Here is a 15,335-nt window from a genome sequence, read left to right on the forward strand (position 1 = left end):
CCCTGCGTCCCGGGCCGCGCCCGGGACTCTCTCACCCCATGACTGGCGCCGGCCGCCGTGCCCGCACCCCGGGGGCGCGGCGCGAGCCGGATCTGCAGGCGCTGGCGGATCACGGCGCCCTGTTCGCGGCCGCCGCCGGGCTTATCCCGTCCCTCAAGGGACGGCTGGTGGCCGCCGGCGAGGCTGCGGCGCAGTTGACGGCGACCAAACAGGCCACGCCGGCCGAGGTGGCGGCAGTGCTGCACGAGTATTGGCGGCTGGCCCATCCGGAGGCGGGCCCCGCCTACTGGCTCACCCGCAGCTGGGGCATGCTCTGCTGGCAATCCATCTATCTTGCCATGGTGGCCGTCTATCGGCTGCGGGCCGTGCCGGCGCTGGAGAGGCTGGGCCAGGGCTATCAGGATGGGCTGGTATCGGGCTTTACCCTGCCGGCCGAGCCCATGATCAAGGGGGAGCTGGAGCTTTTGATCAAGGCGGCGGGCGAGCGGCTGCAGGCCCATTGGCAGGCACTGTTCGCAGCGCTGGGGCAGGCGCAGCGGCTGCGGCCGGGCTTCGTGCGCCCGCTCTTGGCGGACGATCTGCTGGCGGCGCTGGTGCGGGTACCCGAGTTTTTTGACGAGATAGGCCCCGCCGAGGTGGCGGCCCATGCGCCGCACTGGCTTGCCGCCTGCGGCCTGCCGGCCGAGCATCTGGCGGGCTGGCAGCCGGCGCCCTGGCCGCCAGCGGCCGGCTTGGTCGGTTATGTGCGCCAGCGCTGCTGCCTGCACTACAAGCGCCGCGATGGTGAGCTCTGCGCCAACTGCCCGCGGCGGCAGGGGGCGGTGAGCTGTGAAGAGAGTGCTTGAATAGAAGAAAGCCTGCGTGATGACAAGCCGCCCCAAGGCGGCTTTTTACTGCGCCTTTACGTCGCCCATCTTGCTGCGAATGCGCTCGAACAGGCTCTGCAAACAGGCTTGATCCCGGTCGGCGGCCCGCACCGCGCCATACATGTGGCGGCGCACCCCCTCGGCGAGCGGGCGCGCCTCGAGCAGCCCCTGACGGACAAACTCCTCGCAGGCCCAGCGCGGCAGGGCGGCGACGCCCAGGCCGGCGGCGGCCATTTGCTGCATCACGGAGGTGTTGTCCACCGGCTTGCAGCGGGCGGGCTCGATGCCGGCCGGCTGCAGGAAGCGGCTGAACACGTCCATCCGCGCCCGCTCCACCGGGTAGACCAGCAGCACCTCGGGGCGCAGATCCTCAGGCTTGATGGTCTGCTGCCCACAGAGGGGGTGATCCGGCGCCATCACCAGCACCAGCTCGAAGGCGAACAGCGGCTCGAAGTGGAGATCGCCGCGGGCCTGCACGTCCGAGGTGAGCAGCAGGTCGAGTTGGCCGCCGAGCAGGGCGCTGATGGCATCAAAGCCCGGCACCGACTCCACCTCCAGATCCACTCCCGGCCACTGGCGGCGAAAATCGGGCAACAGCGGCAGCAGCCACTGGATGCAGCTGTGGCAATCGAGTGCCAGGTGAAGGCGACCGGCCTCACCGCTGTGCAGGGCCTGCAGCTGTTTCTCGGTCTGTGCCAGCGCCGGCAGTACCTGGCGGGCCAGCCCCAGCAGCTGGTTGCCGGCCGCGGTCAGCACCAGCGGCCGGCTCTTGCGCAGATAGAGCTCCAGGTTGAGGCGGGTCTCCAGCTCCTTGAGCTGGTGGGAGAGGGCGGACTGGGTAAGGTTGAGGGTCAGCGCCGCCCCGGCCAGCGAGCCCTGCTCGGCCAGCGCGCTCACCGTTTTCAGGTGCTTGATGTCGATCCCCGGGTTGCTTGACACCGCCATGGTATCCCTCCTTGTTGTGCCTGGGCGGCGGTTTGGCGCCCGCCTTGAGAATTTCTTGAGAGCCAGTTGAAAAGGATTCAATAGCCAAGGCCACCTTATCTTGTCATTTTGGATGTGTAAACATCTGGATGGCTAAATCATCCAGTTCACCATCAGATGAACGAGCATAAGGAATGGAACCTATGACCTGCGCACACACCCTGGGCTTTCCCCGTATCGGCGCCAAGCGCGAGCTGAAATTTGCCCTCGAATCCTACTGGCGCGGCGAGACCAGCCAGGCCGAACTCATCGCCACCGGCAAGAGCCTGCGTGAGCGTCACTGGCAGGCCCAGCAACAGGCCGGTGTGACCCTGCTGCCGGTGGGTGACTTCGCTTGGTACGATCAGGTGCTCGGCACCAGCCTGCTGGTGGATGCCATCCCCGCCCGCCACCGTCATGGCGACACCGATCTCGATACCCTGTTCCGGGTCGCCCGTGGCCGTGCGCCGACCGGCCCGGCCGCTGCCGCCGCCGAGATGACCAAGTGGTTCAACACCAACTACCACTACCTGGTGCCCGAGTTCAGCCGCGACCAGCACTTCAAACTGGGCTGGAGCCAGCTGTTTGACGAAGTGGAAGAGGCCAAGGCGCTGGGGCTGCCGGTCAAGGCGGTGCTGCTGGGGCCCGTCTCCTACCTCTGGCTTGGCAAGGAGAAAGAGAGCGGCTTCTCTCGCCTCGAGCTGCTCGATCGCCTGCTCATCGTCTATCAGGAGATCCTGGCGAAACTGGCCGCCCAGGGGGTGGAGTGGGTGCAGATCGACGAGCCGGCGCTGACGCTGGACTTGCCGGACGAGTGGCGTCTCGCCTATCTCAACGCTTACGAGCGTCTGGCCGGCCCCTGCAAGCTGCTGCTCACCACCTATTTTGGCTCTGTTGCCCATCAGCGCGACATCATCACCAGCCTGAAGGTGGATGGCCTGCACCTGGATCTGGTGGCGGCGCCCGAGCAGCTGGAGACGCTAGTCCCGCACCTGCCGGCCCAGTGGGTCATCTCGGCTGGGGTCATCAACGGTCGCAACGTCTGGCGTGCCAACCTGGCCAAGCTGGTACCGACTCTAAAATCGCTGAAGGATAAGCTTGGCGAGCGGCTCTGGGTGGCCTCCTCCTGCTCCTTGCTGCACAGCCCGGTGGACTTGACCCTTGAGTTGGAGCTGGATGCCCAGACCCGCAGCTGGTTCGCCTTTGCCCTGCAAAAATGCTACGAGCTGGGGCTGCTGGCTGACCATCTCAATGGCGGTGAGCTGGACAAGATCACTGCCTACAGCCAGCCCATCGTGGATCGGGAGTCCGACAGCCGGGTGCACAAGAAGGCGGTGCAGTCACGGCTCGCCAGCCTCACCAACAGCGATTTCGATCGTCACAGCGCCTACCCGGTGCGGGCCGAGGCGCAGCGCTCGGATCTCAAGCTGCCGCTGTTGCCGACCACCACCATCGGCTCCTTCCCGCAGACCTCGGAAATTCGGGTGCTGCGCCAGGACTGGCGAGCCGGTCGCATCGACGATGGCGCCTATGAGGCGGGCATTCAGGCCCAGATCAAGGATGCCATCCTGCGCCAGGAGGCCATCGGGCTGGACGTGCTGGTGCACGGTGAAGCCGAGCGCAACGACATGGTGGAGTATTTCGGTGAGCTGCTGGATGGCTTTGCCATCACCCGTTTCGGCTGGGTACAGAGCTATGGCTCGCGCTGCGTCAAGCCGCCGGTGATCACCCGTGACATCGACCGGCCGACCCCCATGACCCTGGCGTGGACGAAGTTTGCCCAGAGCCTGACCGACAAGCCGGTCAAGGGCATGCTGACCGGCCCGGTGACCATCCTCTGCTGGTCCTTCCCGCGCGAAGACGTGAGCCGCGAGCAGTCCGCCCTGCAGATTGGCCTGGCCATTCGCGACGAGGTGGCAGATCTCGAAGCCGCTGGCATCAAGATCATCCAGATCGACGAGCCGGCGATCCGTGAAGGCTTGCCCCTGCGCAAACAGGATCACCAGGCTTATCTCGACTGGGCGGTGCGAGCCTTCCGTCTGAGCGCAAGCCCGGTGGCGGACAGCACCCAGATCCACACCCACATGTGTTACAGCGACTTCAACCTCATCATCGAGGCGGTAGCGGCACTGGATGCTGACGTGATCACCATCGAGACCAGCCGCAGCCAGATGCAGCTGCTCGAAGCGTTCGAGCGCTTCAACTACCCCAACGAAATCGGCCCGGGCGTCTACGACATCCACTCGCCGAACGTACCGAGCCAGAGCTGGATTGAAGGCCTGCTGCGCAAGGCGGCCAAGCAGATCCCGGCCGAGCGGCTGTGGGTCAACCCGGATTGCGGCCTCAAGACCCGCGGCTGGGAAGAGACCGAGGCTGCCCTCAAGGTGATGGTCGATGCCACCAAGGCGCTGCGTGCCGAACTGGCCTGAAGAACATCAGCAAACAACAAGAGAGTACGGGCATAACGAACGAGGGAAGGCGCAAGCCTTCCCTCTTTTTTTGTGCGCTTGAAGCCCCTCAGAGGGTGACGACAAACGCGCCGCTGGCAAGCCCCGGGCTTGGGACGGGCGAGGGGGCGCTCGGCAGCTGCTGCGGCTGGGGCTCCCTTGCCAGCGCCTCGGCCAGCCAGTGGTGATCGAGGGGGATGGTATTGCGATCACCGATCACCAGATTGAGGTGCTGGGCGCCGAGGCAGCCGTAGCGGGCGGGATCGGTCTGGGTAAAGAGACCGAGGCAGGGCACGCCGCTGGCGGCGGCCAGGTGCAGCGGCCCGGTGTCGCCGCTGACGAAGAGGGAGAGGCCGCCGGCAAAGCGGGCCAGCTCGCTCAGGCTGGAGAGGGAGACCTGCACGTCCCCGAGCCGGGGCTGGGGATCGGCGGGATCCTCGAGCTGGATCAGCAGGGCGCTGGGGTAGTGGCGGCGCAGATCCCCGAGCAGTCGTTGCCACTGGGGCAGAGAGAGTCCCTTGCCCTTGCGGGCCCCGGTGAAAAAGCCGATGAGCGGCCGCGCCGGGTAGTCCTGCCTGAGTGCCACCAGCCGTGGGCTGGCGCTGTGCAGCAAGCTGCCGAGCTCAATCTGATCGGCGAGATGGCCGTGCATGCCGAGCAGTTGCAGCGGCTGGTGGGCGTAATGGCAGTGCTGGTTGGGGGTGAGGGGCTGGGGGAACAGGGCGTCGCCCTTGGCATCATCAAAGCCCAGTTTCTCGCGCGCCTTCACCCAGCCGGCGATCAGGTGATCGGTGCTGGAGGCAAAGGGCACGTAGACCCGATCGTAGTGCTGACGGCGCAGCCGCCACAGCACTGACAGGGAGGCCAGCAGCCGCTTGCCCTGCAGCTTGACCGGATGAATGCGTTGCAACTGCAGATCGGCCAGGAAGGGGAGCAGCTGGCCGCCGCTGCACACCAGCTCTATCTCGGCGTGGGGGTGAGCGCTGCGCACCTTCTGCAAAAAGGGCAGCAGAAACAGGTTGTTGCCGATGCGGCAGGTACTGCGAATGACCAGGATCCGCCGGGGAGGCTGGCTGCTCGCCGGCAGGCGGCCTTGACGCGCGAGCCAGGCGAGGGCGGCCCGCTCCAGCCCGGCGGTCCAGCAGCGGCGCTGACCGTCGAAGTGGCGAAGGGCATCTCTGATGGTGCTCATAAGTAGTGGCTCCGTGCATGAAGATGAGCTCAAGATGACACTGCGATTCTTAAGGGCGTGTTAAGAGAAGAGGGAAAGGGGGCCGTCAGCAGCTTTTTTGTAAGAATTTGTTGCTGCATCACAGTTTTGTGACGAGCGCGGGGAGCAGAGGGATGGCGGTGTGACTCCCATGAGGCCGCGCGTCACCAAAATAAGAGGGGCCTGGCTGCATCTGGCGGTGGTATTGGGCGAGGGGATGCCGTTAAAATTGCGCATTTGAAATAAATGTTATCCGCGCAGGAGCCCCATGCAGTTCAGGGATTTTTTTCCGGTATCCACCAATACCAGTATCAAAGAGAGTTGTTACGGCGCCCTGGGCGCTTTCGTCGGGCTGTTGGGGACCGCCCTCTTGTGTCAGTGGGGGCTGGGGCTCGAGGTTCATTGGCTGATTGCCCCCATGGGGGCCTCCGCCGTGCTGCTGTTTGCCGCGCCCGCCAGCCCGCTGGCCCAGCCCTGGTCCATCGTGGTGGGCAACGGGGTCTCGGCGCTGATGGGGGTGCTGAGTGCCAGCCTGGTGGCGGATCCGGCGCTGGCTGCGGCCCTTGCCGTGATGCTGGCCATCGCCGCCATGTTTCTCACCCGCAGCCTGCATCCGCCCGGCGGCGCCGTGGCCTTGACCGCGGTCATCGGTGGCGAGGGGATCCGCCAGCTCGGGGTCGGCTATGTGCTGCTGCCGGTGCTGCTCAATTCGCTCTTGTTGCTGCTACTGGCGCTCTGCTACAACCGGCTGCTGGGGCGCCGTTACCCCAACAGCGGTCAGGCCCAGCCCAACCGCCACCAGACCGCCGATCCCCAGCCGAGCGAGCGGGTGGCGACCCAGGCGGCGGACATCGACTTTGCACTGGAAAAGCACGGCGAGCTGCTCGACATCAGCCGCCAGGATCTGCAGGCGCTGTTGCAGGAGGCCCAGCTGCACGCCCTGCGGGCCAGGGTGGGTACGGTGCGGGTGCAGGACGTGATGTCGCGGGATCTGATCCTGATAGAGGCGCCGCAGCCGGCCATGGCGGCCTGGCAACTGCTCTCCCACCATCAGGTGAAGGCGCTGCCGGTGGTGGACGAGGCCGGCCGGCTGACCGGCATCATCACCCTGCACGACCTGATGATCGACCGGGCGCTGCAACAGCCGCGAGGCGCCGCGGATTTGGCCGAGCTGCGGGTCGCGGATCTGATGACCCGCAACGTGTCGACCGCCCGCCGCTATCAGCCGCTCTACGATCTGGTGGGCGCCTTCTCCGATGGCGGCCTGCACCACATGCCGGTGGTGGATGGCGAGCAGTTGGTGGGGATCCTGACCCAGTCGGACATGGTGGCAGCGCTGTTCAACCTGGCGCTGCATCCGGCGCAGGGTGAAACCGGCGCGCCGGCCAGTCCATAAGAAAGGCCCCTCGCGGGGCCTTTTTGTTGTCAGCGGTTTGGCTCAGGGGGTCGGGTAGATGGTGTTGCCCAGAAACACGGTCTGCTCGACCCGGGTGTCGGCAATCTGCTCCGGGGTGCCGGCCTCGACCAGGGCGAACAGATCCCGGTCGAGCACGATGAAGTCGGCGGATTTGCCTGCCTCGATGGAGCCGGTGATTTCCCCCTGGCGCACCGCCCTGGCACCGTTGATGGTGTAGGCGGCCAGCATCTCGGTCAGCGAGATGCGCTGGCTGGCGCGAAATGCATCGTCGCTGCCGGCCGCTCGCACAATGCCGGCGGCCATGTTTTCAAACGGGCGGGGATCTCGGCTGTCGACCGGCGCGTCGCTGCCCGCCACCAGGATGGCGCCCGCCTTGCGGCTGCTCTCGACCGGATAGAGGGCCTGCTGCAGATAACCCAGCGGATCGTAGAGCGCCTCGCTCAGGGACTGGCCGGCCCTGGTGGGCTGGATGAAGGGGGTGACCAGCATGTCGTAGGCGAGCTGGGGCGTGGTCCAGGCGTAGGTGAAGGTGAGGTAGAGCCCGAGCTCGCCGAGGCGGCGCTGATCGTCCGGGTGCACCACCTGCAGGTGGGCCAGGGTGTGGGGGATGCCCCGATCGCCGTTACTGGCGCGGGCGGCAGCCAGCGCATCGAGCCCGACCCGGGTGCTGCGATCACCGATGCTGTGCATGTGAATGCCAAAACCCGCCCCGTCCAGCGCGGTGACGTAGCGCTTCAGATCCGCCTCCCGGTAGTTGACGATGCCGTTGCTGCCGGCGTCTTCGCTGTCGGTGGTGATGGTGACCCGGCCGCTGTCCGGATCCAGCGCCAGATGGGGGTTCTGGTAGTTCTCCAGCATGCCGGCGTTGGGCAGGAAAGGCGGCGTGGTGAAGGGATCCCCCTCCAGCACTCCGTCGAGGAAGATCTTGACCGCATCGGCCTTGATCAGCGGGTTGCCGGCAAAGGCGCTTCTGACCCGAGTGGCCTTGGCCAGGTGCCCCTCGATGTCCAGCTTGCCGCTGTAGTCATCCTCGTGAAAACAGGTGGCGGCGGTGATGCGCATCTGCAGCAGTCCCCGTGCCTGCATGCTGAGCAGGCGCTGGCGGATGAAGTCGGTGGCGCAGGCATCCTGCACACCGGTGATGCCGCGCGAGGCCATCAGGGTGGCGATGGCCGGCAGGATCTGCTCGTACTGGGCGGCGGCCCGCTCGTCGCTGGCGCTCAGCACCCCGCTGTCTGGCACCGGAATGGCGCTGCGGGCCCCCTCCCGGATGACGCCGCTGGTCAAGTCCACATAGGGGATGAACCGCTCGAACACCCCGCCCGGCGCCAATGTGGCGGGGTTGAAGCCCACCTGATTGCCATCCTGATCTTCGGCGCTGGCCAGTGCCTGCGAGTTGTATGCACTGGCGTGACCGTCCGCCCCGAGCAGTACCACCGGGTTGTCCGGCGCCACGGCATCCAGGGCGGCCAGCAGGGTGGCATGGCTCGCGGTCGGGGTATTGCCGTCGTAAGGGGACCACTGATTGACCACCAGCCACTCGCCCGGCTGCCCGGCGTAGCGGGGCAGGCACGCCTTGACCTTGGCAGCCAGCTGATCGAGATCGACGGCCTGGCCATCCAGATCGCACATGGGCAGGGCCACGGTGCCGAGCAGGTGGATGTGGTTGTCGTGCAGCCCCGGCAGCACCATGCGCCCCTGCAGATCCACCTGGCGGGTGGCGTTGGTCATGAAAGATTCGGCCCCCTGGCGCGAGCCGACGTAGCGGAACTTGCCATCCTCGACCACCATGGCCTCGGCCAGGCTGCGCTGGCCGTCCTGGGTGTAAATCTTGCCGTTGAAGTAGAGGGTGCTGGTCGGTTCCTGCGAGCGGTTGTCCTGCTGGCAGCCGCCGAGCAGGACTGTCATCAGCAGGGCGACAAGCCCCCGCCGGTGGTTGTGTTGTTTGCCATCCATTGCGTGCTCTCCTTGTATGATTGCAGTGATTACTGCAAATATGAGCACAGTTGTTTATTGCAGCTGCGCCGAAAAATGCCAGTGATTGCTGCACTTTTTTTGACTTGTGTTGAGTCTGTCTCATCATGTAGTGATGAGACTCGGTGACCATGGAGGGAGAGACGCAATGGCGGAACACGCATTGCCAGAGGGGCTCTGCATGCGGCGTCAGCCGCGGCAGCAGCGCAGTCAGGAGGTGGCGACCCGCATCGAGCAGGCCACCCTGGCGTTGCTGCGGGAGCAGGGGTTCGCGGCGCTCAACACCAATGCCATCGCCGCCCGCGCCGGGGTGGGCATCAAGTCGCTCTATCACCTCTATCCCAACAAGGAGGCGATCATCTGCCGGCTGGCGATGGACTGGCTGGCGGCGGTGTGCGAGGCGCAGGCAGAGATCCGCCAGCAGGCCGACAACTGGCCGCAGACCCTGGCCATGCTGGATCAGGCGCTGGACGCGCTGGATGAGCGCTTCGTCGGTTACGGGGCCCTGTGGCAGGCGATGGATCTCATCCCGGCCCTGCATGGGGTCGAGCAGGAGCACGAGCGCGGCCAGCTGGCATTTTGGCACGAGCGGCTGCGCCATTTTGGCTGCCGCTGGCCCGAACCCGAGCTCACCACCCTGATCCGCTACTTCTACCGGACGGCGGATGTGGTCAAGCAGTGCGCCAAGGAGCAGGGGCGCCTGGGGGATCCCATCTGGCTGCTGCATCGCCACTGGCTGCAGCAACTGGTGGCGAGCGCCATCGCCGAGCCGGATCCCGCCCGGGTGTGGCAGGCGCAGCCCGCCCTGATGCCGGGCGGTGCGGCGGCAGAGGCTGAATAAACCGCACTGGGGTCACAACAAACTGCGGTCAAAACAAACTGGGGTCAAAACAAGAGGGAGTGCCAGGCACTCCCTCTTTGGGATGAAACGGGAAGAGACGCAGGACAAGTCTCAGCCGTAGCGGGCCAGGGTGAGCCCTTCATCGCTGATGGCGGTGTCGCTGCCACTGATGAGATCGCACAGCAGCTGACCCGAGCCTGCCGCCATGGTCCAGCCCAGGGTGCCGTGGCCGGTGTTGAGCCAGAGGCCGGGGATGGGGCTTGGGCCCACCAGCGGGGTGCCATCCGGCGTCATGGGGCGCAGCCCGGTCCAGAAGTCGGCGCGGCTGATGTCGCCCCCCTCGGGGAAGAGATCGCCGACCACCATGGCCAGGGTGTCGTGCCGTTTCGGGTTGAGAGCCAGGTTGTAGCCCGACAGCTCCGCCATGCCGCCGACCCGGATCCGCTCATCGAAACGGGTGATGGCCACCTTGTAGGTTTCGTCCAGCACGGTGCTGCGCGGCGAGGCATCGGCGTTGATCATCGGCAGGGTGAGGGAGTAGCCCTTGACCGGGTAGACGGGCAGATCGAGCCCGAGCGGGCGCAGGAACCCAGTGGCATAGCTGCCGAGGGCACAGACGATGGCGTCGGCCTTGAAGCGCTGCTCACCGGCTCGCACCGCCACGGCGCGTCCCTGCGCCAGCTCGATCTCGTCGATGGCGCAGTTGAACACGAACTTGACCCCCAGTCGCTGCGCTTCTGCTGCCATGGCCTTGGTGAAGCGGAAGCAGTCGCCGGTCTCATCGCCCGGCAGGCGCAGGCCGCCCACTATCTTGCCGCGTACCCGGGCCAGCGCCGGCTCTGCCCCTTCACAGCCAGCGGCATCGAGGGACTGGTAGGGCACGCCGTACTCTTCCAGCACCTCGATGTCGCGCTTGCTGGCATCGAGCTGGGCCTGACTGCGAAACAGCTGCAGGGTGCCGAGCTGGCGCCCTTCATAATCGATGCTCAGCTCGTCGCGCAGCAGCTTCATGCAGTCGCGACTGTATTCGGCTAGCCGCACCATGCGCCCCTTGTTGACCGCATAGGCCGCCGGGGTGCAGTTGGCAAACATCTTCAGCATCCAGCGCAGCTGGAAGGGATCCGAGGTCGGTCGCACCGTGAAGGGGGCATGCTTTTGCAGCAGCCACTTGGCGGCCTTGAGGGGAATACCGGGGGCCGCCCAGGGGGCCGCGTAACCGGGGGAGATCTGGCCGGCATTGGCGTGGCTGGTTTCAAGGGCCACCCCGTCACGCCGCTCCAGCAGCGTCACCTTGTGACCTGCCTTGGCCAGATACCAGGCGCTGGTCACGCCGACCACGCCACCACCGAGTACCACTATGTCCATCTTGTCTCTCCTTGACTGGGGCCCTCACCTTAATCAGCCGCCACAGGATATTCAACTAGTGTAGATATAATTGGGATATATATCTATTTACATTTATTTAACTGGTTTTCGATGTTGAAAAGTGTGGACTTGTTGGTATTAGCTGTGGCAGTCAGAGCTGCTCCAGCCGGATCAGGTACTGCTCCGCCGTCGTCATGCCCGCCTACCGCCGGCCGGCCGTTCCAGTTGGCACTGGACCGGGTCAGGGTTGCCGTATTGTCTGCACAGATGCAGTAGCAGAAATTCATCCCGTGGTAGGTCATCACAAGGGGTGATAGATACTCGCTCTCTCCTTGCAGATCGGGCAGCGCCTGCTCCACCGCCCTCCGGTTCTGTCTTCACTTGCGCCGCCAGCCGAAGGAGTACAGACAGAGGGTGTTTGCGATGCATGGGATTGGCGGCCGCTGGCTGATGCGTGGAGAAACAGGATCTTGGCAGCGAAATAAACCGAGGGGCGGGCGGAGCACCAATGCCCGCGTCGGACCGGGTGAATGGGCGCTTTGTGAGCAGGCGCACAGCCCGGCGGTGCGCCTCTTGTCTGCCAATTAACCTGCCGTTAACGTGGCGAGGCTGCCCGCTGGCAGCACCCATCAATGGATCTTATTGGCCACCGACTGTTTACAACCGACATGGAGGGGAGTGATGCCAATCGTGACAGCTACGCCCCGGGCAGCCTGCCTGCTCGCCCACTGGTACACCCGGGATCCCATTCTGACCCTCGACTTTCCTCACCGCTGATTGGCGGCACCCGCCGTTTGAATTTGTCAGCCGGACGACCCTGATCGCCCCGGTCTCTTTGCCAATTCCAATTTCAAACACACTGGCCTTGCGCCGGTGAGGAGTCTTTTATGCGTCGTATACCCGAGCCGTTTCGTATCAAGATGGTCGAGCCCATCAAACAGACCACTGGCGCCGAGCGCCGCGCCGCCCTCGAAGCCGCTGGCTGGAACCCCTTCCTGCTGCTGGCCGAGGATGTCTATATCGATCTGCTGACCGACAGCGGCACCGGCGCCATGTCCGACCGTCAGTGGGCCGGCATCATGATGGGGGACGAAGCCTATGCGGGCAGCCGCAACTTCGTCGAGCTGGAGCGCGCGGTGCGCGAGATCTTTGGCTACCAGCATGTGATGCCCACCCACCAGGGGCGCGGGGCGGAGCAGATCCTCTTCCCCGAGCTGGTCAAGCGCTGCCAGGGCAAGGCACCGGTCTTCATCTCCAACTACCACTTCGATACCACCAAGGCCCATGTGGAGTTGGCCGGCGCGCGGGCCATCAATCTGCTCACCCCGAAAGCCCTCGACACCACGGCCCCTTACGCCTGGAAGGGGGATTTTGATCTCCCTCGCCTGACCGACACCATCGAGACCCTGGGGGCCGCCAACGTGGCCGGCATCATCATCACGGTCACCTGCAACAGTGCCGGCGGTCAGCCGGTCTCCATGGCCAATATGGAGGCGGTCTCCGAGCTGGCCCGTCGCCACCATATTCCGGTGGTGATCGATGCTGCCCGCTTCGCCGAGAACGCCTGGTTTATCAAGGAGCGGGATCCGGCTTATGCCAAGTGCAGCATCAAGGAGATAGTGCGCCAGATGTTTGCGCTGGGGGATATCTTCACCATGTCCGCCAAGAAGGACGGGCTGGTCAATATCGGCGGGCTCTGCTGCTTCAAGGAGGATCTCGACCTGTTTCGTGCGGTGCAGGTGCGCTGCGTGGCGATGGAGGGGTTTGTCACCTACGGCGGCCTCGCCGGGCGGGATATGGCGGCGCTCGCCATCGGCCTGCGCGAGGGGATGGATGAGGAGTATCTCACCTATCGCATCAGTCAGGTGGCCTATCTCGGCGAGCGGCTGGCCGAGGCGGGCATCCCCATCCAGACCCCAACCGGCGGCCATGCGGTGTTTGTCGATGCCAAAAAGCTGCTGCCCCATATTCCGGCCGAGCAGTTCCCGGCCCATGCGCTTGCCTGCGAGCTCTATCTGGAAGGGGGCGTGCGCGGGGTGGAAATTGGCTCCCTGCTGCTGGGGCGCGATCCCGCCACCGGCAAGCAGGAGGCGGCGGATTTCGAGCTGCTGCGGCTCACCATTCCGCGCCGGGTCTATACCCGGGATCACATGGACTATGTGGCCGACTGCCTGATTGCGGTGAAAGCGCGGGCCAGCGACATTCGCGGGCTCACCTTTGACTACGAGCCGCCGCTGCTGCGCCACTTCACCGCGCGGCTCAAGCCGGTCTGATTGCCAGCACTTTGGCGTCGTAGCCAGCGGATTTGTTTACAAGGCTCAACAACAAAAGCCCCCGCACCTAGGTGCGGGGGCTTTTTTGACGATGATTGCCGGGCGCGTTACTGGCTGCTGAACAGCTTGGTCTGGGGAGTGGACTGGGCGGTCAGGCTCATGCGACCGGAAGTCTCCAGCCAGGATTTGATCCGTTTGGCATCGGCCACCCGGGCGTTGGGGGTATCGGCATTGAGCAGCACCATGATCACCGGCTCGCGGTTGATCTGGGTGGCCATCACCAGGCAGCGACCCGCCTCGCGGATGTAGCCGGTCTTGGAGAGGGAGATGGGCCAGCTCCCTTCGCGCACCAGCCGGTTGGAGTTGAGGTAGTGCAGCTGACGCTTACCGTTGCGCACCATGCGCTCCTCGGTGGAGGAGTATTGGCGAATGAGCGGATAGGTGGAGGCCGCCGCCACCAGCTTGGCGAGATCGTGGGCGCTGGAGACGTTGCGGGGGGTGAGGCCGGTACTGTCGGAGAACTGGGTGCTCCACATGCCGAGCATGCGGGCCTTGGCGTTCATAGCCTCGATGAAGGCGCGCTGGCCACCCGGGTAGTTTCTGGCCAGCGCCGACGCGGCGCGGTTTTCCGACGACATCAGGGCGATATGCAGCATGTCGGCCCGGCTCAGGCGCGAGCCCACCGCCAGCCGCGACCCGGTGCCTTTGAGGCGATCCACGTCGGCCATGGTAACGGTCAGCATCTCGGAGAGCCGCTGGTTGGCATCGAGCACCACCAGCGCCGTCATCAGCTTGGTGATGGAGGCTATCGGCATCACCCGGTTGGCGTTGCGCTCCGACAGCACTTCACCGGTGCGCGGGTTGGCCACCACGAAGGCGGCGGAGCTCAGCGCCAGATCGTTGCGCTGCTCCAGAAAGCTGTTGGGGGAGTGGGACTGGGCTGAAAACGGATTGGCCTGGGCGCTCTCCATGCTGACGGGAACAAGGAAGGCACCGAGCAACAGGGTAAGAAAAGGGCGAGTAATCATGATTTGACGCTACCGTACGGCTGACAGGGATATTTGGCTAAGTTATATGACGGTAATTGACGCTTCACAACGTCTAATGGCCCGATATTTCAATTTTATGGGATGGCGCACCTTGAAATAACGGTAATGGTGGCTATGGGTGGCTTCATACGAGTAATTATGGGGTGGGCCGGAATGGGGAACCTGGTCGCGGCGCGCTGCTGGCGGCGCTCCCTGGCCGCCAGATAGTCACTCTTTTACCTCTCTCTGCTGCTTGTTTCCTTCCTCTCACTCATTCTGGGTGATCATCTCTGCTGAAAACGGCCTGATCAGGGGCGGCAACATGTGCTGATGGCCGCCATGGCCGGATGTGGATCATCACAGGATCAAGGGGATAACGGCAGGGCTTTTGGCATGCACCCGCTATGGTGTCATGGCCACCCGCATCAGCGCCGAGGGGCTATTTTCGACAAAGTAGTGCCAGAGGTGATCATAGAGTGCCTGCTGGCCGGGGAAGCCCGCCAGTGCCTTGGCCTCGGCCAGGCTGCACCAGCGGTACGCGGTGTGCTCGTGATTGAGGGTCACCGCCTGCGTTGGCGGACAGTAGACCACGAACACCGGCACCAGACAGACGGTGTTGGTGGCGTCCTCGTAAAACTGCTCCAGATACTGGCCGTTGTAGAGTTCGTGCACGACGATGCCGGTCTCCTCGCGAAATTCGCGCACTATGGTCTGCCAACCGGTTTCCCCCGCCTCGACCGTGCCCGCCACATGACACCAGAAGCCGCCCTTGACCCGTTTCATCATCAGCAACCGGGTCTCGCCCTGGACGGTGGAGAGCGCGACGCCGGAGACGGTGTGACAGCGAATGGGGATCATGGGATAGGCTCCAGAAACAGGTTCAATGGACGCCTATTGTTCGGCCGCCGACGGGAGGTTGGCAAGTGATTTCCCTGCCGGTGGCGTTTGTGC

General features: G+C 64.8%; 11 protein-coding genes. 5 read left to right on the forward strand and 6 right to left on the reverse strand.

Annotated features, from left to right (window positions below):
• The first annotated feature begins 38 nt into the window (after positions 1–38).
• Complete coding sequence (locus tag R2E40_RS10240; RefSeq protein ID WP_318165398.1) at positions 39–845, forward strand: siderophore ferric iron reductase; 807 nt, start codon at positions 39–41, stop codon at positions 843–845.
• A 45-nt stretch (positions 846–890) separates the two neighbouring features.
• On the opposite strand, the gene R2E40_RS10245 is transcribed toward R2E40_RS10240, so the two are convergent.
• On the reverse strand, positions 891–1,811 hold the full coding sequence (locus R2E40_RS10245; RefSeq protein ID WP_318165399.1) for a LysR substrate-binding domain-containing protein: 921 nt from the start codon (positions 1,809–1,811) through the stop codon (positions 891–893).
• A gap of 182 nt (positions 1,812–1,993) precedes the next feature.
• On the opposite strand from R2E40_RS10245, the gene metE reads away from it, so the two are divergent.
• Entirely contained in the window at positions 1,994–4,258 is a 2,265-nt protein-coding gene (gene metE / locus R2E40_RS10250; protein ID WP_318165400.1) for a 5-methyltetrahydropteroyltriglutamate--homocysteine S-methyltransferase, read from the forward strand.
• Between the two features lie 88 nt (positions 4,259–4,346).
• On the opposite strand, the gene R2E40_RS10255 is transcribed toward metE, so the two are convergent.
• Positions 4,347–5,468, reverse strand: a complete 1,122-nt coding sequence (locus tag R2E40_RS10255) for a glycosyltransferase family 9 protein (RefSeq protein WP_318165401.1) — start codon at positions 5,466–5,468, stop codon at positions 4,347–4,349.
• Positions 5,469–5,754: 286 nt separating this feature from the next.
• Here R2E40_RS10255 and R2E40_RS10260 point away from each other — a divergent pair, with 286 nt between their 5' ends.
• Positions 5,755–6,882 (forward strand): HPP family protein, encoded by a 1,128-nt coding sequence (locus tag R2E40_RS10260; RefSeq protein WP_201886240.1) that lies wholly within the window; start codon positions 5,755–5,757, stop codon positions 6,880–6,882.
• 42 nt (positions 6,883–6,924) lie between these two features.
• Here R2E40_RS10260 and R2E40_RS10265 read toward each other — a convergent pair whose 3' ends face one another.
• Positions 6,925–8,859, reverse strand: coding sequence for an amidohydrolase (locus tag R2E40_RS10265; RefSeq protein WP_318165402.1), 1,935 nt, complete (start codon positions 8,857–8,859; stop codon positions 6,925–6,927).
• A gap of 166 nt (positions 8,860–9,025) precedes the next feature.
• On the opposite strand from R2E40_RS10265, the gene R2E40_RS10270 reads away from it, so the two are divergent.
• Positions 9,026–9,718, forward strand: coding sequence for a TetR/AcrR family transcriptional regulator (locus R2E40_RS10270; RefSeq protein ID WP_318165403.1), 693 nt, complete (start codon positions 9,026–9,028; stop codon positions 9,716–9,718).
• A gap of 111 nt (positions 9,719–9,829) precedes the next feature.
• Here R2E40_RS10270 and R2E40_RS10275 read toward each other — a convergent pair whose 3' ends face one another.
• Positions 9,830–11,083: a D-amino acid dehydrogenase gene (locus R2E40_RS10275; protein ID WP_318165404.1), complete on the reverse strand. Its 1,254-nt coding sequence runs from the start codon at positions 11,081–11,083 to the stop codon at positions 9,830–9,832.
• An 887-nt stretch (positions 11,084–11,970) separates the two neighbouring features.
• Between R2E40_RS10275 and R2E40_RS10280 the strand changes: the two genes are divergently transcribed.
• The gene (locus R2E40_RS10280; RefSeq protein ID WP_318165405.1) at positions 11,971–13,356 is read left to right on the forward strand and encodes a tryptophanase; all 1,386 of its coding nucleotides are present in this window, start codon (positions 11,971–11,973) and stop codon (positions 13,354–13,356) included.
• A 107-nt stretch (positions 13,357–13,463) separates the two neighbouring features.
• Here the strand turns inward: R2E40_RS10280 and pbpG are convergent, their stop codons facing one another.
• Both pbpG and R2E40_RS10290 read right to left on the reverse strand, forming a co-directional pair.
• Positions 13,464–14,384: a D-alanyl-D-alanine endopeptidase gene (pbpG, locus tag R2E40_RS10285; protein ID WP_011706303.1), complete on the reverse strand. Its 921-nt coding sequence runs from the start codon at positions 14,382–14,384 to the stop codon at positions 13,464–13,466.
• A gap of 402 nt (positions 14,385–14,786) precedes the next feature.
• Positions 14,787–15,242, reverse strand: a complete 456-nt coding sequence (locus R2E40_RS10290; RefSeq protein ID WP_318165406.1) for an NUDIX hydrolase — start codon at positions 15,240–15,242, stop codon at positions 14,787–14,789.
• Positions 15,243–15,335 lie beyond the last annotated feature (93 nt).

The sequence above is a fragment of the Aeromonas sp. CD genome, assembly GCF_033349375.1.
GTDB lineage: Bacteria > Pseudomonadota > Gammaproteobacteria > Enterobacterales > Aeromonadaceae > Aeromonas > Aeromonas hydrophila.

What these genes read in the sequence shown, in the direction of transcription:
- R2E40_RS10245 (WP_318165399.1), bottom strand. Translation starts at nt 1,811, where the DNA reads ATGGCGGTGTCAAGCAACCCGGGGATCGACATCAAGCACCTGAAAACG.
- R2E40_RS10265 (WP_318165402.1), bottom strand. Translation starts at nt 8,859, where the DNA reads ATGGATGGCAAACAACACAACCACCGGCGGGGGCTTGTCGCCCTGCTG.
- pbpG (WP_011706303.1), bottom strand. Translation starts at nt 14,384, where the DNA reads ATGATTACTCGCCCTTTTCTTACCCTGTTGCTCGGTGCCTTCCTTGTT.
- R2E40_RS10240 (WP_318165398.1), top strand. Translation starts at nt 39, where the DNA reads ATGACTGGCGCCGGCCGCCGTGCCCGCACCCCGGGGGCGCGGCGCGAG.
- R2E40_RS10255 (WP_318165401.1), bottom strand. Translation starts at nt 5,468, where the DNA reads ATGAGCACCATCAGAGATGCCCTTCGCCACTTCGACGGTCAGCGCCGC.
- R2E40_RS10290 (WP_318165406.1), bottom strand. Translation starts at nt 15,242, where the DNA reads ATGATCCCCATTCGCTGTCACACCGTCTCCGGCGTCGCGCTCTCCACC.
- R2E40_RS10280 (WP_318165405.1), top strand. Translation starts at nt 11,971, where the DNA reads ATGCGTCGTATACCCGAGCCGTTTCGTATCAAGATGGTCGAGCCCATC.
- metE (WP_318165400.1), top strand. Translation starts at nt 1,994, where the DNA reads ATGACCTGCGCACACACCCTGGGCTTTCCCCGTATCGGCGCCAAGCGC.
- R2E40_RS10270 (WP_318165403.1), top strand. Translation starts at nt 9,026, where the DNA reads ATGGCGGAACACGCATTGCCAGAGGGGCTCTGCATGCGGCGTCAGCCG.
- R2E40_RS10260 (WP_201886240.1), top strand. Translation starts at nt 5,755, where the DNA reads ATGCAGTTCAGGGATTTTTTTCCGGTATCCACCAATACCAGTATCAAA.
- R2E40_RS10275 (WP_318165404.1), bottom strand. Translation starts at nt 11,083, where the DNA reads ATGGACATAGTGGTACTCGGTGGTGGCGTGGTCGGCGTGACCAGCGCC.